The organism is Bacillus sp. z50, assembly GCF_058313585.1.
On record NZ_JBZFQL010000003.1, the window covers coordinates 415,055 to 434,259 of the forward strand.

18 protein-coding genes are annotated in these 19,205 nt (G+C 38.0%); 13 read left to right on the forward strand and 5 right to left on the reverse strand.

Features of this window, described 5'->3' with window-relative positions:
• Nucleotides 1-157: 157 nt before the first annotated feature.
• From AC4G3N_RS11375 to eno, 9 genes are all read left to right on the forward strand, one after another.
• A complete protein-coding gene (locus AC4G3N_RS11375) occupies nt 158-1,021 on the forward strand; it encodes an acyltransferase (protein WP_491090232.1) in 864 nt (287 codons plus the stop codon).
• Between the two features lie 175 nt (nt 1,022-1,196).
• Entirely contained in the window at nt 1,197-2,489 is a 1,293-nt protein-coding gene (gene rpoN, locus AC4G3N_RS11380) for an RNA polymerase factor sigma-54 (protein WP_491090233.1), read from the forward strand.
• Between the two features lie 45 nt (nt 2,490-2,534).
• Nucleotides 2,535-2,774, forward strand: coding sequence for a glutaredoxin family protein (locus AC4G3N_RS11385; RefSeq protein ID WP_491090234.1), 240 nt, complete (start codon nt 2,535-2,537; stop codon nt 2,772-2,774).
• Between the two features lie 143 nt (nt 2,775-2,917).
• Entirely contained in the window at nt 2,918-3,949 is a 1,032-nt protein-coding gene (locus AC4G3N_RS11390; protein WP_066106212.1) for a sugar-binding transcriptional regulator, read from the forward strand.
• A 58-nt stretch (nt 3,950-4,007) separates the two neighbouring features.
• Nucleotides 4,008-5,015, forward strand: a complete 1,008-nt coding sequence (gene gap, locus AC4G3N_RS11395; RefSeq protein ID WP_066106217.1) for a type I glyceraldehyde-3-phosphate dehydrogenase — start codon at nt 4,008-4,010, stop codon at nt 5,013-5,015.
• Nucleotides 5,016-5,186: 171 nt separating this feature from the next.
• A complete protein-coding gene (locus tag AC4G3N_RS11400) occupies nt 5,187-6,371 on the forward strand; it encodes a phosphoglycerate kinase (RefSeq protein WP_066106220.1) in 1,185 nt (394 codons plus the stop codon).
• A gap of 31 nt (nt 6,372-6,402) precedes the next feature.
• Nucleotides 6,403-7,161, forward strand: coding sequence for a triose-phosphate isomerase (gene tpiA, locus AC4G3N_RS11405; RefSeq protein ID WP_066106223.1), 759 nt, complete (start codon nt 6,403-6,405; stop codon nt 7,159-7,161).
• Nucleotides 7,158-8,693 (forward strand): 2,3-bisphosphoglycerate-independent phosphoglycerate mutase, encoded by a 1,536-nt coding sequence (gpmI, locus tag AC4G3N_RS11410; RefSeq protein WP_066106226.1) that lies wholly within the window; start codon nt 7,158-7,160, stop codon nt 8,691-8,693. Before tpiA ends, gpmI begins: the two co-directional genes overlap by 4 nt.
• A 54-nt stretch (nt 8,694-8,747) precedes the next feature.
• A complete protein-coding gene (gene eno / locus AC4G3N_RS11415) occupies nt 8,748-10,043 on the forward strand; it encodes a phosphopyruvate hydratase (protein WP_066106229.1) in 1,296 nt (431 codons plus the stop codon).
• A 206-nt stretch (nt 10,044-10,249) separates the two neighbouring features.
• Here eno and AC4G3N_RS11420 read toward each other — a convergent pair whose 3' ends face one another.
• Nucleotides 10,250-11,668 carry a LysM peptidoglycan-binding domain-containing protein gene (locus tag AC4G3N_RS11420; protein ID WP_491090235.1) on the reverse strand — a complete coding sequence of 473 codons (1,419 nt, stop codon included), beginning with the start codon at nt 11,666-11,668 and terminating at the stop codon, nt 10,250-10,252.
• A 711-nt stretch (nt 11,669-12,379) separates the two neighbouring features.
• Here AC4G3N_RS11420 and srtB point away from each other — a divergent pair.
• A complete protein-coding gene (gene srtB, locus AC4G3N_RS11425; RefSeq protein WP_180349981.1) occupies nt 12,380-13,129 on the forward strand; it encodes a class B sortase in 750 nt (249 codons plus the stop codon).
• A 49-nt stretch (nt 13,130-13,178) separates the two neighbouring features.
• Here srtB and AC4G3N_RS11430 read toward each other — a convergent pair whose 3' ends face one another.
• From AC4G3N_RS11430 to AC4G3N_RS11440, 3 genes are all read right to left on the reverse strand, one after another.
• Nucleotides 13,179-14,021, reverse strand: coding sequence for an aldo/keto reductase (locus AC4G3N_RS11430; protein ID WP_139892220.1), 843 nt, complete (start codon nt 14,019-14,021; stop codon nt 13,179-13,181).
• A 277-nt stretch (nt 14,022-14,298) separates the two neighbouring features.
• Nucleotides 14,299-15,765 (reverse strand): sodium/proline symporter PutP, encoded by a 1,467-nt coding sequence (gene putP, locus AC4G3N_RS11435; protein ID WP_491090236.1) that lies wholly within the window; start codon nt 15,763-15,765, stop codon nt 14,299-14,301.
• Nucleotides 15,766-16,107: 342 nt separating this feature from the next.
• On the reverse strand, nt 16,108-16,443 hold the full coding sequence (locus AC4G3N_RS11440) for a winged helix-turn-helix transcriptional regulator (RefSeq protein ID WP_139892222.1): 336 nt from the start codon (nt 16,441-16,443) through the stop codon (nt 16,108-16,110).
• A 174-nt stretch (nt 16,444-16,617) separates the two neighbouring features.
• Between AC4G3N_RS11440 and AC4G3N_RS11445 the strand changes: the two genes are divergently transcribed.
• Nucleotides 16,618-17,466: a VOC family protein gene (locus tag AC4G3N_RS11445; protein ID WP_140461761.1), complete on the forward strand. Its 849-nt coding sequence runs from the start codon at nt 16,618-16,620 to the stop codon at nt 17,464-17,466.
• Between the two features lie 42 nt (nt 17,467-17,508).
• Entirely contained in the window at nt 17,509-18,114 is a 606-nt protein-coding gene (locus tag AC4G3N_RS11450) for a nitroreductase family protein (protein WP_148630667.1), read from the forward strand.
• A gap of 90 nt (nt 18,115-18,204) precedes the next feature.
• Here the strand turns inward: AC4G3N_RS11450 and AC4G3N_RS11455 are convergent, their stop codons facing one another.
• On the reverse strand, nt 18,205-18,738 hold the full coding sequence (locus AC4G3N_RS11455) for a hypothetical protein (RefSeq protein ID WP_066106276.1): 534 nt from the start codon (nt 18,736-18,738) through the stop codon (nt 18,205-18,207).
• A 178-nt stretch (nt 18,739-18,916) separates the two neighbouring features.
• Here AC4G3N_RS11455 and secG point away from each other — a divergent pair, with 178 nt between their 5' ends.
• Entirely contained in the window at nt 18,917-19,135 is a 219-nt protein-coding gene (secG, locus tag AC4G3N_RS11460) for a preprotein translocase subunit SecG (RefSeq protein WP_373925489.1), read from the forward strand.
• The last annotated feature ends 70 nt before the right edge of the window (nt 19,136-19,205 follow it).

Sequence of the window (19,205 nt, forward strand, 5' to 3'; positions counted from 1 at the left end):
ATTATTTGATTAATTAACATATGAACAGCATAGATGAACGACTTTCTTGAGATTTTAGGAGAGAATTGGCTTTGAAATACATGGCGATCATCCTATGTATAATTATTTGGAATTATATTATAATTATATTTGTTACCTACTTGAAAGGGTGAATGGCTTGGAGATCATAGATCAGGAAGATAAGTTCAAAGATATAAAGGAGAATACTATTTTAGGGCATCATCCTAAAATGTCCAATTCAAAAGTAGTTTTTAAAGGGAAAGGCAATATACTTTATTGTGAGGATAATGTAGAACTATCCAATAGCGCTATAGTCTTCAATGGAGATAATTCTCTTATTTATCTAAGCAAAAATCGCCATACCTATTATGTAAATATAACAGTTAATCATGACTCAGTATTCTATATGGGGAAAGACAATTATTTAAATGGAAAACTAACAGCTGTATTATCAGAGCAAAAAAACGTAATTATTGGAAGCGACGGATTATTTTCATTTAATATATGGATTAGAACAGCTGATGTACATTTAATATATGATTCAAATACAAAAAGAAGACTTAATGATAGTCGCAGTATTTTTATAGGTGATCATGTATGGATTGGACAAGGCGCGTTGGTTTTAAAAGGTACTCAAATTGGTTCAGGGAGTATTATAGGAGCTTCATCAGTTGTATCAGGTAAATTAATTGAATCTAATACATCCTATGCTGGTAACCCAGCTAAAAAAATTACGGAGGATATCTTTTTTACAGGTAATAGTGTTCATGCATATCGAGAAAAAGAAACGAAAAAGCATGAACTATATGAAGGAGATAATTACATTTATCAGCTTTCAGAAGATACACTTTCATTTAAGGATATAGAAGGTAGATTAACTTCCATATCATTAGCTGCAGACAAGCTTGATTATTTAAAATCTACCTTTAAAAATAATAAAAATCGTTTCTTTATAGGTAAAAAAGATAGCAAACAAAATAGATTTACACGAATGAAAAAATTTTTCTTAAAAAACCGTTAAATAACGGTTTTTTTATTTGTACTCTTTTTAATCTATAAACAGATATCTATAAATCAATCCTTAATGTAAATTTTACCGTTGATTAAAAAATTCCAAAACTTCCTTCTTTTTCTTGCTCTGCTCCTTCCTATTTACTACTATTAATGTAAGCGATTTATTATAAGGGGGCAGGGATTTGAACGTAGAGTTTGGTTTGTACCAGCAACAAAAGTTAAAGCTGACGATGACGCCGGAATTAAATCAGGCAATAAACTTGCTTCAATACCCGGCAATTGAATTAGCTGCCTATATCGATGGAAAAGCACTTGAGAATCCGTTAATTGAAATAGATGACGAGTATCCGAAAGTCTCAGGCAGATCATATGGCGACTCATCAATCAATCAAATCAGTGAGGAGACTGTTTCATTAAAATCTTATTTACGATCCCAAATTCCATTTAAAGTATTAACCGACAGAGAAGAGTGCGTTTTATTGTTTTTGATTGATTGTATCGATGAAAATGGATATTTACGTATTACCTTTGAGGAAGCTCGATCCCTTGTGGAGGTTAGTCAGGCAGAATGGGATGTTGCCTTATCTGTTTTGCAGGCATTGGAGCCTGTCGGAGTGGGTGCCAGGAATCTAAGTGAATGTTTGCTCATACAGGCTAAACGTGATTATATCGTTGATCTGCCACTAGAAGAGGTTTTGGTTAATCATTTCGATATGCTTGTGAATAGAAAGTGGAAAGAGCTTGCCAAGCTGGTTGGTGTAACAATTGCAGATATTCAATCCATTTTTGATTTAATACAGGCATATAACCCCAAACCTGGTTCAGCTTTTAATAGTGGTGAATTCCAATATTTCATACCGGATGTAAGTGTTTCTGTTTCAAAAGGAGTACCCACTGTAAAAGTTTTATCAATGAGAAGATTTAAAACGAATGAATTTACTTCCCCTATAAATGGAAGTGATGACCTAACTAAAAAGTATATGTACGAAAAGAAATTGGAGCTTAACTGGCTAAAAAAGGCTATTGAGCAAAGAGAGCAAACTTTAAGGCGTGTAACTTATGCCATCATGGAAAAGCAATCTGCCTTCTTTGATACTGGAAAAAGTGTCACCTTAAAGCCATTAACTATGAAGGAAATCGCCAAAATGGTTGATGTGCATGAGTCCACAGTAAGCAGGGCGATTAGAGACAAAGTGGTAGAGACGCCATTTGGGACTTATGATATGAAAATGTTTTTTACGAGCAGCATCCCGAACACTCAATTGGAAGACTCTTCATCAGAACAAGTAAAGCAAGAAATAGTGCGGTTGATAAAGGCAGAGCAGAAAACATTACCTTTATCGGATCAGGCAATTGCAAAGCAACTTCAGGATGATTTTGGTATTCTTGTATCACGGAGGACAATCGCGAAATATCGGACTCTGCTTCATATACCATCTTCTTCAAAAAGAAAACGATATGAGGTTAGTGAATAATTAATTTATAAATGTAGAAAATAAGAAAGAGCAGGGGGAAAGAGAGTGAGTGTACCAATCATTCATTTTTATACAAAAAAGAATTGCCCATTATGCGAAGAGGCAAAGGATCTTTTGAATATTTTGCAAAGAGAAATGACGTTTACTCTCCTTGAAGTCGATATATATTCCAATGATAAATTACTGGAACAATATGGGCTTATGATTCCTGTAGTCGAAATCAGTGATCAGGTTATTCAATACGGTCGTATAGATTTAGATGAGATTCGTCGCTATTTAACGTGATGTTCACATTTAGAACCTTGCAACTATTCGAAACTCCTGTTAGAATGGAATTACATCAGGAGCTATTTTTTTTACATAAACTGGGACGCTAAACGTCTAGCTAGGACAAAAAATGACCAAAGTATAAAAGGAGTTTGAAGGATATGGACGGAATACTCCATTTACAGAAGAAATTAATTCCAGATATATTTGAGGTCATGCAAAAAAGATACAATATCTTAAGAACGATTCGTACTCTGCAGCCGGTAGGCAGACGAAGCTTATCACTGACTTTGAACATTACGGAGCGGATTTTGCGCAGCGAAGTGGAATTTTTGAAAAACCAAAATCTTATACTCATTGCGAGCTCTGGAATGACTGTTACCAATGAAGGGAAAGAGGTACTCGACCATCTGGGTGGTGTAATAAGGCAATTATCGGGTATAGATGATATGGAACGCCTATTACAGGAAAAACTTAATTTGGAGAAAATAATCATCGTTAGCGGTGATAGTGACCAATCCCCATGGGTAATAGATGAGCTTGGACGTGCCGGTGCTTCGCGTATGAAAAGTCTCTTAACGGGTAAAAATATCATTGCCGTAACAGGTGGAACAACAATGGCAGCAATAGGAAGAATGTTACCTGATGTCTCAGAGCTTCCAGATGTGGATGACATTTTGTTTGTACCAGCGAGAGGCGGTCTTGGCAAGGGTGTTCAATACCAGGCCAATACAGTTTGCGAACAAATGGCGGAAAAGATGCATTCACGATATCGTGTCCTGTATGTACCGGACAACCTAAGTGAAGCAGCATACAATACGCTAACCAGTGAACCTGCTATACATGAGGTATTGAATTTGTTGAAATCAGCTAATATCGTTCTTCATGGTATAGGGGAAGCCAAAACAATGGCTGAAAGAAGGAAATCATCCGATGACAGTCTTCAGGAGCTTGAGAATAAAAAGGCAATTGGAGAGGCGTTTGGATATTATTACGATGAAGATGGCAACATAATACAAAAAGTCCATACAATCGGCCTTCAATTAGATGATCTGGTTAATGCGGAACATGTAATCGCCGTCGCTGGCGGAGCTTCAAAAGCTAAGGCAATAAAAGCCTATATCAAAATGGCACCTAAAAAACCGATCTTAATTACGGATGAAGGTGCGGCACTACAGTTACTTAAGGGATAACACCCTTTTGAATATAATTTAAATCTATTTCTAAGATTCCAAAAGGAGGAACCTTCTAATGGCAGTAAAATTAGGTATTAATGGTTTTGGTAGAATTGGACGTATCGTATTCCGTGCAGCGTTAAATAATCCGGAAGTAGAAGTTGTAGCAGTTAACGATTTAACTGATGCAAAAATGCTTGCGCATCTTTTAAAATATGATTCCGTTCATGGAACTTTAGATCAAGATGTAACAGTTGACGGAGACTACTTAGTAGTAGCTGGACAACGTGTGAAAGTTCTTGCTGAAAGAGATCCAGCTCAACTAGGTTGGGGAGATCTTGGAGTAGATATCGTTGTTGAATCTACTGGACGTTTCACTAAACGCGCAGATGCTGCAAAACACCTTGAAGCTGGCGCTAAAAAAGTTATCATTTCTGCACCTGCATCTGATGAAGATATCACTATCGTTATGGGTGTTAACGAAGATAAATATGACGCAGCTAACCATGATGTAATCTCTAATGCATCTTGTACTACAAACTGCTTGGCTCCATTTGCAAAAGTATTGAACGATAACTTCGGTATCAAACGCGGAATGATGACTACAATTCATTCTTACACAAATGACCAACAAATCTTAGACTTGCCACACAAAGACTACCGTCGTGCTCGTGCTGCTGCTGAAAGCATGATCCCTACAACTACTGGTGCTGCTAAAGCTGTTGCTCTAGTATTACCTGAATTGAAAGGTAAATTGAACGGTATGGCTATGCGTGTACCAACTCCAAACGTATCTGTTGTTGACCTTGTTGCTGAATTAGAAAAAGAAGCAACTGCAGAAGAAATCAATGCAGCATTGAAAGCAGCTGCTGAAGGTGAATTAAAAGGAGTTCTTGAGTACAGCGAACTTCCATTAGTATCTCGTGACTACAATGGAACTACTCAATCTTCTACTATTGATGCTCTTTCTACAATGGTTATGGAAGGCAACATGGTTAAAGTACTTTCTTGGTACGATAACGAAACTGGTTACTCCAACCGTGTAGTTGACCTTGCAGCTTACATTGCTAAAAAAGGTCTTTAATCTTTACGGAGTAGATAGAAAACCTTATTAAAGGTATAATGAATTTGTTTAAGGGGGGAGAGGGGAAAATTCCCCTTTCTCCCTGTTTTATTTTAACGGCAATTAATCAGAGTTTGGGCAGACCTGATTAAGTCTTTAGCTGGTCCCTTATTTTAAAGGAGGTTCATTTAAGTGAACAAAAAATCGATTAAAGACATTGATGTACAAGGAAAAAAAGTATTTTGCCGCGTTGATTTTAACGTACCAATGCAAGATGGCAAAGTAACTGATGACACAAGAATTCGTGCGGCTTTACCGACTATTCAACTTTTAATTGAAAAAGGCGCAAAAGTAATTCTTGCAAGCCATTTGGGCCGTCCAAAAGGTGCAGTAAAAGAAGAGTTACGCTTAACTCCTGTTGCTGCGCGTTTAAGCGAATTGCTTGGCAAAGATGTTAAGAAAACGGATGAAGCATACGGAGAAGCTGTACAAGCTGAAATCGGGCAGATGAAAGATGGCGATGTACTTCTTCTAGAAAACGTACGTTTCTATCCTGGTGAAGAAAAGAACGATGCAGAATTGGCAAAAGCATTTGCAGATCTTGCAGATGTGTATGTAAATGATGCATTCGGTGCAGCTCACCGTGCACATGCTTCCACAGAAGGAATTGCAAAACATATCCCTGCTGTAGCCGGTTTGTTAATGGAAAAAGAATTAGAAGTGCTTGGAAAAGCTCTTTCTAATCCAGAACGTCCATTCACAGCAATTATTGGTGGAGCAAAAGTAAAAGATAAAATCGGTGTAATTGATAATCTTCTTGAGAAAGTGGACAACCTAATCATTGGCGGTGGACTAGCATATACGTTCATCAAGGCTCAAGGTTATGAAATTGGTCAATCTCTTTTAGAAGAAGATAAAATTGAATTGGCTAAATCCTTTATGGATAAAGCAAAAGAAAAAGGTGTTAACTTCTTAATGCCGGTGGATGCGGTTATTGCAAAAGAATTTTCACCTGATACAGAGTCTAAAGTGGTAGATATTGATGCGATTCCAGCTGATTGGCAAGCGCTTGATATCGGACCAAAGACTGCAAAATTATATGAAGACACTATTAAAAATTCCAAACTCGTGATCTGGAATGGACCAATGGGTGTATTCGAATTTGATAAATTCGCTGGCGGTACAAAAGCAGTAGCAGAAGCACTTGCAAATGCGGAAAATACATACTCCGTAATTGGTGGTGGGGACTCAGCTGCGGCAGTTGAAAAGTTCGACCTTGCGGATAAAATGAGCCACATCTCTACTGGAGGCGGTGCTTCCTTGGAATTCATGGAAGGTAAAGAGCTTCCTGGTGTTGTAGCATTAAACGATAAATAAATATACGGACACATACGAGAGGATGAGGAAAGTGCGTAAACCAATTATCGCAGGAAACTGGAAGATGAATAAAACGGTTGGCGAAGCTTTACAATTCGTAGAGGAAGTTAAAGGTTCCATTCCTTCTCCAGAAAAAGTGGATGCGGTTGTGTGTTCTTCTCCACTATTTCTTGAATCGCTTGTAAAAGCAACAAAAGGAACAGACCTTAAAGTTGGTGGGGAAAATATGCACTTTAAAGAAAGTGGAGCATATACCGGTGAAGTAAGTCCGGAAGCACTTTCTGATTTAGGGGTAGACTATATTATCATTGGACATTCCGAGCGTCGTGAAATGTTCAATGAAACTGATGAAACAGTTAACCAGAAGACATTGGCTGCTTTTAAACACAATTTAATCCCTATTGTGTGTTGTGGGGAAACGTTGGAGCAGCGTGAAGCTGGTAAAACAAAAGCTCTTGTAGCTGATCAAATTAAAAAGGCATTCAAAGGCCTTACGGAAGAACAAGCTAAGAAGACAATTATTGCTTATGAACCAATCTGGGCAATTGGTACAGGAAAGTCTTCCACAGCAGCTGATGCTGATGAAGTTTGCGGTCATATCCGTCAAACAATCGCTGATAGCTTTTCAACTGATGTGGCAGAAGCAATTAGGATTCAATATGGCGGTTCTGTTAAACCTGAAAACATCAAAGAATATCTTTCAGAAGATAATATCGATGGTGCTTTAGTTGGCGGAGCAAGCCTTGAACCAACTTCTTTCTTAGGATTATTGGAGGCTGTTTCTAAATGAGTAAGAAACCAGTAGCGTTAATCATTCTCGATGGGTTTGGATCTCGAGATGTAACACAGGGTAATGCTGTGGCACAGGCTAAAAAGCCTAACTTTGACCGTTATTGGGCAGAGTATCCACATAATCACCTGATAGCGAGTGGCTTAGCAGTTGGTTTGCCGGAGGGACAAATGGGTAACTCAGAAGTTGGCCATTTAAATATCGGTGCAGGCCGGATTGTTTATCAAAGCTTAACTCGAGTAAACCTTGCGATTCGTGAAGGTGAATTCGAAAAGAATGAAACTTTCTTAGGCGCGATTCAACATGCGAAAGAAAATAATAAGGCTCTACACTTAATGGGATTATTATCTGATGGTGGAGTACACAGCCATATTCAGCATTTATTTGCATTACTTCGCTTGTGTGCTAAAGAAAACTTTACAAATGTTTATGTACACGGCATTTTAGACGGACGTGATGTTGGTCCTCAAACTGCTGAAAAGTACATTCAACAAACTGAAAATATGTTTAAAGAAATTGGTGTAGGCCAGTTCGCGACTATTTCAGGACGTTATTACTCCATGGACCGTGATAAACGCTGGGATCGTGTAGAAAAAACGTATCGTTCCATGACTTATGGTGAAGGACCTTCTTATTCTTCCGCAATGGAAGTAGTAGAGGATTCCTACCGTAATGGGATTTTTGATGAATTCGTTCTACCATCTGTAATTACGAAAGCTGATGGACAGCCTGTGGCGAAAATTGAAGATAATGATTCTGTTATTTTCTATAATTTCCGTCCTGACCGTGCTATACAAATTTCTAACGTATTTACAAATGATGATTTCCGCGGCTTTGACAGAGGCCCAGGATTCCCGCAGAATTTGTATTTTGTTTGCTTGACTCACTTTAGTGAAACTGTTAAAGGATATGTTGCATTTAAACCAACAAATCTGGATAACACAATCGGTGAAGTCTTATCGCAAAACAACTTAAAACAGCTTCGCATTGCCGAAACTGAAAAATACCCACACGTTACCTTCTTTATGAGTGGTGGACGTGAAGATGAATTCCCAGGCGAGAAACGTATTTTGATTAATTCTCCAAAGGTTGCCACGTATGACCTTAAACCTGAAATGAGCGCTTATGAAGTGACTGAAGCCCTTATGAAGGAATTGGATGAAGATAATCATCATGCGATCATCCTAAACTTTGCTAACCCTGATATGGTTGGGCACTCCGGAATGCTTGAACCAACAATCAAAGCAATTGAAACTGTGGATGAATGCCTTGGAAAAATCGTCGATAAAATCCTATCTATGGGTGGTAAAGCCATTATCACAGCTGACCATGGTAATGCTGATGAGGTAATCACTCCAGATGGAGATCCGATGACAGCACATACGACAAACCCTGTTCCAGTGATTGTCACTGATAAAGAGGTAGAACTTCGTGACGGTGGAATTCTGGGTGATTTAGCTCCAACTATGCTTGAACTATTGCATGTAGAGCAACCGAAAGAAATGACTGGAAAATCATTAATTAAAAAGTAAGTTGTACAAACTATAAAATGTACTATATTTTCCAATTAAAAGGAGAGAAATTTAATGCCAATTATTATTGACGTTTATGCACGTGAAGTATTAGACTCCCGTGGTAACCCAACAGTTGAAGTAGAAATTGAAACAGAATCTGGCGCATTCGGCCGTGCTATGGTACCAAGTGGTGCTTCCACTGGTGAATACGAAGCAGTAGAACTTCGTGATGGCGATAAAGACCGTTACCTTGGAAAAGGTGTTCAAAAAGCAGTAGATAACGTAAACAATATCATTGCTGAACAAATCATCGGTATGCATGTTCTTGATCAAGCTGGAATCGACAAAGCGATGATCGACCTTGATGGAACTGAAAACAAAGGTAAATTAGGTGCGAACGCAATTCTTGGTGTTTCCATGGCTGCTGCAATCGCTGCTGCTGATTACCTAAACATTCCTTTATACCGTTACCTTGGCGGATTCAACACGAAACAGCTTCCAACTCCAATGATGAATATCATCAACGGTGGTTCTCACGCTGATAACAACGTTGACTTCCAAGAATTCATGATCATGCCTGTTGGAGCTCCAACTTTCAAAGAAGCAATCCGTATGGGTGCTGAAGTATTCCACAGCTTGAAAAAAGTTCTTCACGACAAAGGCTTAAACACTGCAGTAGGTGACGAAGGTGGATTCGCTCCAAACCTTGGTTCTAACCGTGAAGCTCTTGAAGTAATCATTGAAGCAATCACTAAAGCTGGCTACGAAGCTGGTAAAGATATCTACCTTGCAATGGACGTAGCTTCTTCTGAGTTCTTCAACAAAGAAACTAAGAAATACGATCTAGCAGGCGAAGGACGCAATGGTCTTTCTTCCGAAGAAATGGTTAACTTCTATGAAGAATTAATCAACGAATTCCCAATCATCTCTATTGAAGATGGTTTAGATGAAAACGACTGGGAAGGCCACAAATTGTTAACTGAGCGCATTGGCGATCGTGTACAACTTGTTGGTGATGACTTGTTCGTTACAAACACTAAAAAGCTTGCTGAAGGTATCGAAAAAGGTATTGCTAACTCTATCCTAATTAAAGTTAACCAAATCGGTACTTTAACTGAAACTTTCGATGCAATCGAAATGGCAAAACGCGCTGGTTACACTGCAGTTGTATCCCACCGTTCCGGTGAAACAGAAGATTCTACAATCGCTGACATTGCAGTAGCAACAAACGCTGGCCAAATCAAAACTGGTTCTATGAGCCGTACAGACCGTATCGCGAAATACAACCAACTTCTTCGTATCGAAGATGAGCTTGGCGATTTAGCTGAATACAAAGGTCTTCAATCTTTCTACAACCTTAAGAAATAATTAACGAAGTAGAAATTTTTGATGAGTTGATGAGTATTTTATATGATTTTCAAGGACGCTTGAGAAGTATTATAAAAGCTCAAAAGGGAAAACTCCTTATACTGATGAATTTCAGTATAAGGAGTTTTTTTATAAACAATAAAAAACGCCCTCTTACCAATAAGGAAAGAGGCGTTTTTGTTAGAAATAATGAATTACAGTGTTGATTAATTTTGAATGAACATTTGCACCCAGTAATGCTCATTCTTTTCATAACCAATCCCGATTTCAGTAAAGTTTGGATTTAGGATATTTTTTCTGTGGCCCTCTGAGTTCATCCAACCTTCCATAACGGCTTCAGCTGTTCTGTGGCCTTGTGCAATGTTTTCAGCTGCTGCTACGTATGTGATTCCGAAAGCCTTCATCATATCAAAGGGAGTTCCGTATGTTGGTGATGTATGGGCAAAATAACCGTTTTCTGACATATCTACAGCTTTCGTGTAAGCAACTATGGATAAGTCTGCATTATTGCTGAGAGGTTGTAGACCGTTTTTAGCTCTTTCCTCGTTGACTAATGCAACAATTTGGTTGACGATGGCTTGGTCATTGCCTTCTGGCTCCGTTACTTCAGGAGTAGTCTCAACAGGTTCTGTTACTTCAGGAGTAGTCTCAACAGGTTCTGTTACTTCAGGAGTAGTCTCAACAGGTTCTGTTACTTCAGGAGTAGTCTCAACAGGTTCCGTTACTTCAGGAGTAGTCTCAACAGGTTCCGTTACTTCAGGAGTAGTCTCAACAGGTTCCGTTACTTCAGGAGTAGTCTCAACAGGTTCCGTTACTTCAGGAGTAGTCTCAACAGGTTCCGTTACTTCAGGAGTAGTCTCAACAGGTTCCGTTACTTCAGGAGTAGTCTCAACAGGTTCCGTTACTTCAGGAGTAGTCTCAACAGGTTCCGTTACTTCGGGAGTAGTCTCAACAGGTTCCGTTACTTCAGGAGTAGTCTCAACAGGTTCCGTTACTTCAGGAGTAGTCTCAACAGGTTCCGTTACTTCGGGAGTAGTCTCAACAGGTTCCGTTACTTCGGGAGTAGTCTCAACAGGCTCCGTTACTTCGGGAGTAGTCTCAACAGGTTCCGTGACCTCAGGAGTAGTCTCAACAGGTTCCGTTACTTCGGTAGTAGTTTCAACGGGCTCCGTTACTTCAGGAGTAGTCTCAACAGGCACCATTACTTCTGGAGTAGTTTCTTCAGGTTTAGTAACTTCCAAATTGGTTTTCTCAGATTCTGTCACCTTTGGTAAATTAATTTTTTGTCCTGGAAAGATTAGATCTTTATCATGAATTTGAGAATTTACATTTAGTAATTCAAGAAAATCCACGTCTAATTTCCTGGCAATATCCCATAATGTATCGCCAGAAAGTACGGTATATTCATTCATAGTATCAGGCATGTTAATAACTTGGTCGGGATAGATTAAGTCTTTATTCGGAATTTGATTATTAACTTCTAAAAGTGCTTGAAAATTAACATAATTACGTTCCGATATATCCCATAAGTTATCACCAGATCTTACTGTGTATGTTTCAGCAAAAGTTGACATGGGGCTTAACAAAATGACTGATGTCATCGTAAGGGCTATCTTTATTTTCATATAATAAAATGTGCCTCCAGTATTGTTTAGGTATATTATCAACTAATGCCTAGGAATACTAGTTTAATAATATTTATTCGCATATAAACAAACAATCTATTTAACAATTTAAATAGTAAACTTTTGGTTAACCATATTGAAGGTAACATTAAAGAGAAAATTCAGTCAAGTTTTATGCAAATATTGTCGAATAATGACGAAAAATATCCATGTTCTCCCTAAATTGGTACCGTTCTCGAGAAAGACATAAGGATGAGACTGGACAGTAATAAACTAATGCACTGGGAATTGGAATTAAGTGAAGAAACAGATCAGCAACTAAGTTTATCATTTAAAAGCATACAAACGGATGATTGATTGTTTCAATGAAAGATGAACAACTAAAATGAGAATTTGAGATGACTAAATTACTACAAGAAGAGATTTCAATGGAAATTGGTGAGGGAATACTTAAATACCAATATAGATTGTGAAAGGGAGTAAAAAGAATAATTCTACGAACTAAAATTCCTATCCGAGTATGTATATAATTCCCGAAAACGCTTGAGAAGTTTTATAAAACCTTAAAAGGGATAGATTTAGTCAGACTTTAACCTCCTTATGCTTATAATGTGGGTTTTGTTTTATTTGATAGGCTATTGTATTCTGAAATGTCTGTTATTAAACTTATGTTATATAAGAATAATAATTTCCTTAAGAGAGTTGAGAGGCATGAAGAGAAGTCGGACAATTATATCAAAGTTAATCGGTTTAGGACTACTGATTGTGTTTTGCTGGTCAGGAATTTATTTGTTTCAATATGCAATGGATGAATATCAGATGTATAAATTGGAGAAGCAGCTGGATCAAGATAAACACAAGGTCATATCAGAAGAGACAGGTAATGCCGATTTTACTAAATTGGTAGAGCTGAATGACCAATCGGTTGGTTGGATCACCATTGATGGAACAGCCATTGACTACCCTGTTGTACAGGGTGATGATAACAGTTACTATTTAACGCATGATTTTAACAATAGCTCGTCCATTCAGGGAAGTATTTTTATGGATTATCGTAATCAGGAAGGGTTTGCAGACAATCATATCATTCTTTATGGACATAATATGAAGAACGGTACGATGTTTCATGATTTGAATAAATACAAGGATGAAAACTTTCTTTACGAGCATAGATATATAAACTTTTATGGGAAAACGGGCTATTATAAGTGGGAGGTTTTTTCTACTTATAACACAGATCCAGATTTTAATTATATCCAAACTGAGTTTGGAACTAGTGAACAGTATCTTGCTTTTATAAACCAATTACAATCAAGGTCAGATTTTAGCTATAAGAAAGAACCATTGACTGATAAGGATAAGGTTTTAACGCTCTCAACGTGTAGTCAAGGCTTAAAGGACGGAAGAAGAGTGGTCCATGCAAGACTTATAGAAGAAGGAGTATATGCAGAGCAACATTAATATTTCAATAAAAAGGAGGCAGCTCGTATAAGCTGCCTCCTGATTATTATTAATCTTCAAAGCCTGCTTTCATTGTATCAGGATGAGATCCGGAACGGCTATCCTCGTTAAGCTGATCGATTCTGTCCATTTCCTCAGGAGATAGTTCAAAATCAAACACTTGAGAGTTTTCAATGATACGGTGTTCTTTGATTGATTTTGGAATCGTTACAACGCCATGTTGAAGATCCCATCGTAAGATGACTTGAGCAACTGATTTATTATGCTTTTCAGCAATTTCTTTGAGCACTGGATTGTCCAAAAGCTCTCCTCGTTTTAATGGAGACCATGCTTCCAATTGGATTCCTTCTTTTTTACAGAAAGCACGCAAGTCTTCCAATGTTAAATGAGGATGGAATTCCACTTGATTCACCATTGGTTTAATTTCAGCGGTAGAAATTAAATCCTCAAGGTGATGAATCAGGAAGTTGCTTACACCAATTGCACGAACGCGTCCATCTTTGTAGAGTTTTTCAAAGGCTTTCCATGTTTCTTTATATTTATCCTTACCAGGCCAATGAATTAGATAAAGATCCAAGTAATCCAAGCCTAGCTTTTCCATGCTTTCATCGAAGGCTTTTAAGGTAGATTCATATCCTTGTTCACTATTCCATAACTTTGTTGTAATAAATAAATCCTCGCGTGGCACACCTGATTCTTTGATCGCTTGGCCTACGCCTTCTTCATTACCGTAAATGGCAGCTGTATCAATGCTGATATATCCATTTTGGATGGCTGCTTTAACAGACTGGATAACCTCTTCACCTTCTTGAACTTTAAAAACGCCCAATCCAAGCCATGGCATTTCAACGCCATTATGTAAGGTGACTGTATCTTTGAGATTTGTTGGCATATCTGAATCCTCCTCTGTCTAATTTGGTTTTTTCTAACTATTCTTTTATTATAAAGGATGACTGTTCAACTTAGTTAATAGAATGAATTCTTATTTTTTCCTTGCTGCTTCAGCCTTTTCAATATACATCTTTGCGATTTCAGTAATCTGATCGTAATCTCCTGTTTTGGCCGGTGCTAACAGATTGCCGCCGACTCCGTTTTTGGGGTAAGAGTTCAGTCATTTGGGGCTAAAAATCAATAAAAAAACATTGAGGCTCGCCTCAATGTTTTTAATTCTATTGCTTCATTAAATCATTAAATTGCTTGTATTGAATACTAACTTCTTGCTTCGGTGGAGCGGTCAGTAAGCTGACAATGATGATGGCAAGTGTGCTTGCTCCAAAGCCAGGAATCATTTCATAGAGTGTATCAGAGAGACCTATGCTAGACCAAATAATAACAGTCAGGGCTCCCACAACGATACCTGCCAATGCTCCCCATTTATTCATACGTTTCCAGAAGAGACTTAAAAGGATGAGCGGACCGAATGATGATCCGAAGCCTGCCCAAGCATAACCAACCAGTTCGAGAATTGTGGAGTTCTTTTCCCAGGATAAAAATAACGCGACAATCGAGACAATTAAAACGGACAATCTTCCTAAGAAAACAAGTTCTCTATCAGATGCTGATCGTCTGAAAAATGTTTTGTAGATATCTTCTGTTAACGAGCTGGATGTAACGAGAAGTTGCGAAGAAATGGTACTCATAATAGCAGCTAAAATAGCTGAGATTAAAAATCCAGTAATAATCGGGTGGAATAATACTTCTCCTAAAACGATAAAGACCGTTTCCGGGTTTTCTAATGGTGAGCCATTTTGTGAGAAATACGTAATCCCGATAAATCCAGTCAGCATTGCCCCAATAATAGAGAAAATCATCCATCCCATTCCGATTCGACGGGCCTTTTTAATTTCTTTAACAGATGAAATGGCCATAAAGCGGACAATGATATGAGGCTGGCCGAAGTAACCAAGTCCCCAGGCAATGGAAGAAAGGATGCCCAGTATCGTTGTGCCTCTGAAAATATCTAATAAGGCTGGATTGATAGATCGTGCTGTATCAATTGATTCTCCAAATCCGCCCACTTCAATAAGAGTGACGATTGGAACAAGAATCAGTGCTATAAACATGATGATCCCTTGCACAAAGTCAGTCCAGCTGACGGCAAGAAATCCTCCAAACAAAGTGTATGCGACTACTACTAGAGTAACCACTATTAATCCAGTATGGTAATCAAGCCCGAATGTACTTTGGAATAGTATACCGCCGGAAACCATCCCCGATGAAACATAAAAGGTAAAGAATACAAGAATAACAAGTCCAGAAATCAAGCGCAGTATTTTTGAGGTATCGCCAAAGCGGTTCTCTAAATAGCCAGGAATTGTAATGGAATCATTGGCTATTTGTGTATAGGTACGCAGTCTTGGCGCTACATAAATCCAGTTAGCCCAGGCTCCTATAGTTAAACCGATGGCAATCCATGCTGCGCTAAGGCCGGATACGTACATAGCTCCGGGTAATCCCATTAACAGCCAGCCACTCATGTCAGCAGCTCCTGCACTTAATGCTGTTACGGCAGGTCCGAGTGTTCTGCCGCCAAGCATATAATCAGATAAATTGGATGTTCTTTTATAGGCAAAATATCCGATCCCGAGCATTAAAATCATGTAAATAATGACTGATGTTAATAATGCATAATCCATCTGTGATCCCCCTTTGTCTCTTCTCTAATTTGTCCTGCACTTTCACTTACTATCTAGAATAAAACGTTTGATTAAGTTTATCAGAAAAGTTAAAATATTTCACTTTATATATAAGTAGATCAAAAATTAAAGATACTGAATACATAGCTTCTAAATGAAAGCGTATATAATTAACGCTTGTATTAGGGCTTTTTATAACCAGCACCTAAACAAGTGATGATTAAAAAATAATGAAGGGATGGGAGAGTAGGGAAACCTCCTATTCTCTTTTTTTTTATTGTAGGCTGATATGAATTTCAATCAAAAAAAGAAAAAACCGATTGCGGCCAGCGCAATCGGCATTTATTTTTGATCAGTTTCTGGAGAATCCTTTTTCATCCATTCATCGGCCCATTTTGCAATGGATTGCATCATAGGCTTCATGGCTTCTCCTGCTTCTGTTAAGGAATATTCAATTCGGACCGGCGTTTCCGGATAAACTTCGCGTTTGACAATCCCTTGTTTTTCCAATTCCTTTAGCCGTTCAGATAGTACTCGCCCACTGATACCAATTGAGGATTCCAGCGTACAGAAACGCTGAGGACCGGATTGCAGTTGATAAATAATTAACCCTGACCAACGGCGGCTGAGGATATCCATAGCTTTCTCAAATTTAGGACAAATGTGAGATTGATTCATATTACATCACCCCTCTGGTCTATATTATATCGTATTATTGAAAAATCATATAATTATTTATAGGAAATAATTTACTTGATATAAATTTATTACTAAAGTATAATTACTTACATAAAGTAAGTTATGTACTGATTAAATTATAAAAAAACAAAATGCCATTTGGGAGAGAGTAATATGAACTTTCATCAGAAAACAAATACGTTTGTGAAAAGTCTTGAATTGAAGATACTTAATATGGAAAGATCGCTCGCCTTTTACGAAAACATCATTGGTTTTAAAGTGCTGGAGAAAGAGGAGAATCGTACAGTTTTAACAGCTGATGGGGAAACACCATTATTAACTTTGATTCAACCTGAAAATGTTATACCAAAAGAGGCACATAAAACCGGGCTGTACCATTTTGCTTTATTGTTGCCTTCACGTGCAGATTTAGGAAGCTTTTTGCATCATATTGCAAAAATTAATTACCCATTGGGTGCTTCAGATCATCATGTTAGTGAAGCACTATATTTACAGGATGTTGATGGGAATGGAATTGAAATTTACGCAGATCGCCCAGCTTCCTCATGGATATGGAAAGACAAAGAGGTTCATATGGTTACGGAGCCTTTGAAGGCAGAAGAAGTATTGGCAGCAGGAGAAGACACGATGTGGAAAGGCCTTCCGTCTGATACGGCAATGGGGCATATTCATTTGCATATTGGCAATCTTGAACTGGCGGAGGAGTTTTATTGCCAGGGATTGGGATTTGATGTAGTTACTCGTTATGGAAATCAGGCATTGTTTTTGTCCACAGGTGGCTACCACCATCATATCGGTTTAAATGTATGGAATGGCAGGAATATACCGGCTGCTTCAAAAGAAAGTGTGGGACTCCAAACATTCACTATTCATTATCCTAATCATGAACAAAGAGAAGAAGTGATTTCACGTTTGAATAATATAGGTGCTGAAGTTCGAGAAGAGAATGGAATTTGGGTAACAACAGACCCGTTTGGTTTATCTATTCGGTTATCTGTCTAAATAGATTTTAGTATGTATAAAAACATTGGGGAGGAATAAATCATGACAAATACAAATGAATTTTTATCAGCAATTGAAAAAAGACGTTCACTGTATGCGATTAGTAATGAAAAGGTAATTTCTGAAGAAAGAGTAGAGGAGATTGTTAAATTCGCCGTCAAGCATACACCATCTGCCTTTAACTCACAAAGCGCAAGAGTAGTCGTATTATTTGGAGAACAAAGTAATAAGTTTTGGAGTATCACAACTGAAACATTACGAAAAGTCGTACCTGCCGAAAATTTTGGTGACACTCAGGAAAAAATGGATATGTTTAATGCTGGATATGGCACTGTACTCTTCTTTGAAGATCAATCGGTCATAGAGGGGCTGCAGTCACAATTTGATCTATATGCAGATAAATTCCCTATTTGGTCTAATGAAGCCTCCGGAATGCTGCAGCTCGTCGTTTGGACAGCTCTTGAAGCGGAAGGATTAGGAGCTACACTTCAGCATTACAATCCGTTGATTGATGAAGAAGTGAAGGCAACCTGGAATATACCTGCAAGCTGGAGATTATCCGCCCAAATGCCATTTGGTAAACCAGTTGCTCCTGCTGGTGAAAAACAATTCAATCCAATTGAAGATCGTGTGAAAGTGTATAAATAAATCAACAAAAAAGATGCTCCATTTTTAGTTTACTCCAAAAGTTAGATTTTATATCTAACTTGAGGTGCTAAAAAGTGAGCGTCTTTTCATTTAATTTCTATCGCGGTACTCTCTCCTTAGTTCGTTTTGAAAACGGTCCAAAAATACGCCAATCAGGAAAAATGCGATTAATATAGAATAGAAGGTTTTAAATACGACCTGGACAGATCCCGGACTCCAAACAGTCGACCAGAAAGTGCCTTCGCCAATAAATCCATAGGCAAGTATTAAGATATGTAATGCCAACCAAAAGAGGCTTAGAGTGCTCGTATTCGAGCGAATAATGACTGCTATTAAGCTAATCAGTGCTGCTATACAAACCACGAAAAGGATGGGGTTAATAGACAACCATTCTATAGATAAGAGTTCAAAAATCAATAAACCAATCAAACATAGATGTACAAAATAGGTCATAAAATAGATGAACGGCCTTCCATTAAGTTTAGAAATGATTAATAGTACACCGGCCGCGAGTAAAAGAGCTCCCATTAAGGGGGCATTCCATCCGAAGAACATCATTAAACTGCCAAATATAAATCCGATCATATTTATGTAATTTACTTTATATAACCAATCGGTAAACATAATCATGTCCCCCTCTGTCCCGGGTTTTTGAATCCTCTTATTTGATTATACCCTGCCTGCGGTGAATTTAACTATTACCTCCTTGTTAGTTATTGTGAAAAAAAGGTGGTTATGGTAAAGTGATAGTATTGATAAGACCGTAATTAGGAGGTATTTGTTCGTGTTGCATACTACGCTCATGGTATTATTGGTTATTACATGTATTAGTTTAATTGTTGTGGTCTTACTGCAATCCGGTAAAAGTGCAGGTTTATCCGGCGCGATTTCCGGTGGTGCTGAACAGCTTTTTGGTAAACAAAAGGCGAGAGGACTTGATTTATATTTACACCGCGCTACTATTGTTTTATCAGTATTATTTTTTGTTTTAACCATTCTGGTTTCTTTCTTTGCAAAGTAATAGTGCGAAAACAAACATTGCCTGGCAGCTTTGCCAGGCTTTTTTGATGTGTAAATCGTTCATATTAATA

Coding starts and splice junctions, on each gene's coding strand:
- eno (WP_066106229.1), top strand. CDS start 8,748: ATGCCAATTATTATTGACGTTTATGCACGTGAAGTATTAGACTCCCGT.
- gpmI (WP_066106226.1), top strand. CDS start 7,158: ATGAGTAAGAAACCAGTAGCGTTAATCATTCTCGATGGGTTTGGATCT.
- secG (WP_373925489.1), top strand. CDS start 18,917: ATGGTATTATTGGTTATTACATGTATTAGTTTAATTGTTGTGGTCTTA.
- AC4G3N_RS11420 (WP_491090235.1), bottom strand. CDS start 11,668: ATGAAAATAAAGATAGCCCTTACGATGACATCAGTCATTTTGTTAAGC.
- gap (WP_066106217.1), top strand. CDS start 4,008: ATGGCAGTAAAATTAGGTATTAATGGTTTTGGTAGAATTGGACGTATC.
- putP (WP_491090236.1), bottom strand. CDS start 15,765: ATGGATTATGCATTATTAACATCAGTCATTATTTACATGATTTTAATG.
- AC4G3N_RS11445 (WP_140461761.1), top strand. CDS start 16,618: ATGAACTTTCATCAGAAAACAAATACGTTTGTGAAAAGTCTTGAATTG.
- AC4G3N_RS11390 (WP_066106212.1), top strand. CDS start 2,918: ATGGACGGAATACTCCATTTACAGAAGAAATTAATTCCAGATATATTT.
- AC4G3N_RS11455 (WP_066106276.1), bottom strand. CDS start 18,738: ATGTTTACCGATTGGTTATATAAAGTAAATTACATAAATATGATCGGA.
- srtB (WP_180349981.1), top strand. CDS start 12,380: ATGAAGAGAAGTCGGACAATTATATCAAAGTTAATCGGTTTAGGACTA.
- AC4G3N_RS11430 (WP_139892220.1), bottom strand. CDS start 14,021: ATGCCAACAAATCTCAAAGATACAGTCACCTTACATAATGGCGTTGAA.
- AC4G3N_RS11440 (WP_139892222.1), bottom strand. CDS start 16,443: ATGAATCAATCTCACATTTGTCCTAAATTTGAGAAAGCTATGGATATC.
- AC4G3N_RS11450 (WP_148630667.1), top strand. CDS start 17,509: ATGACAAATACAAATGAATTTTTATCAGCAATTGAAAAAAGACGTTCA.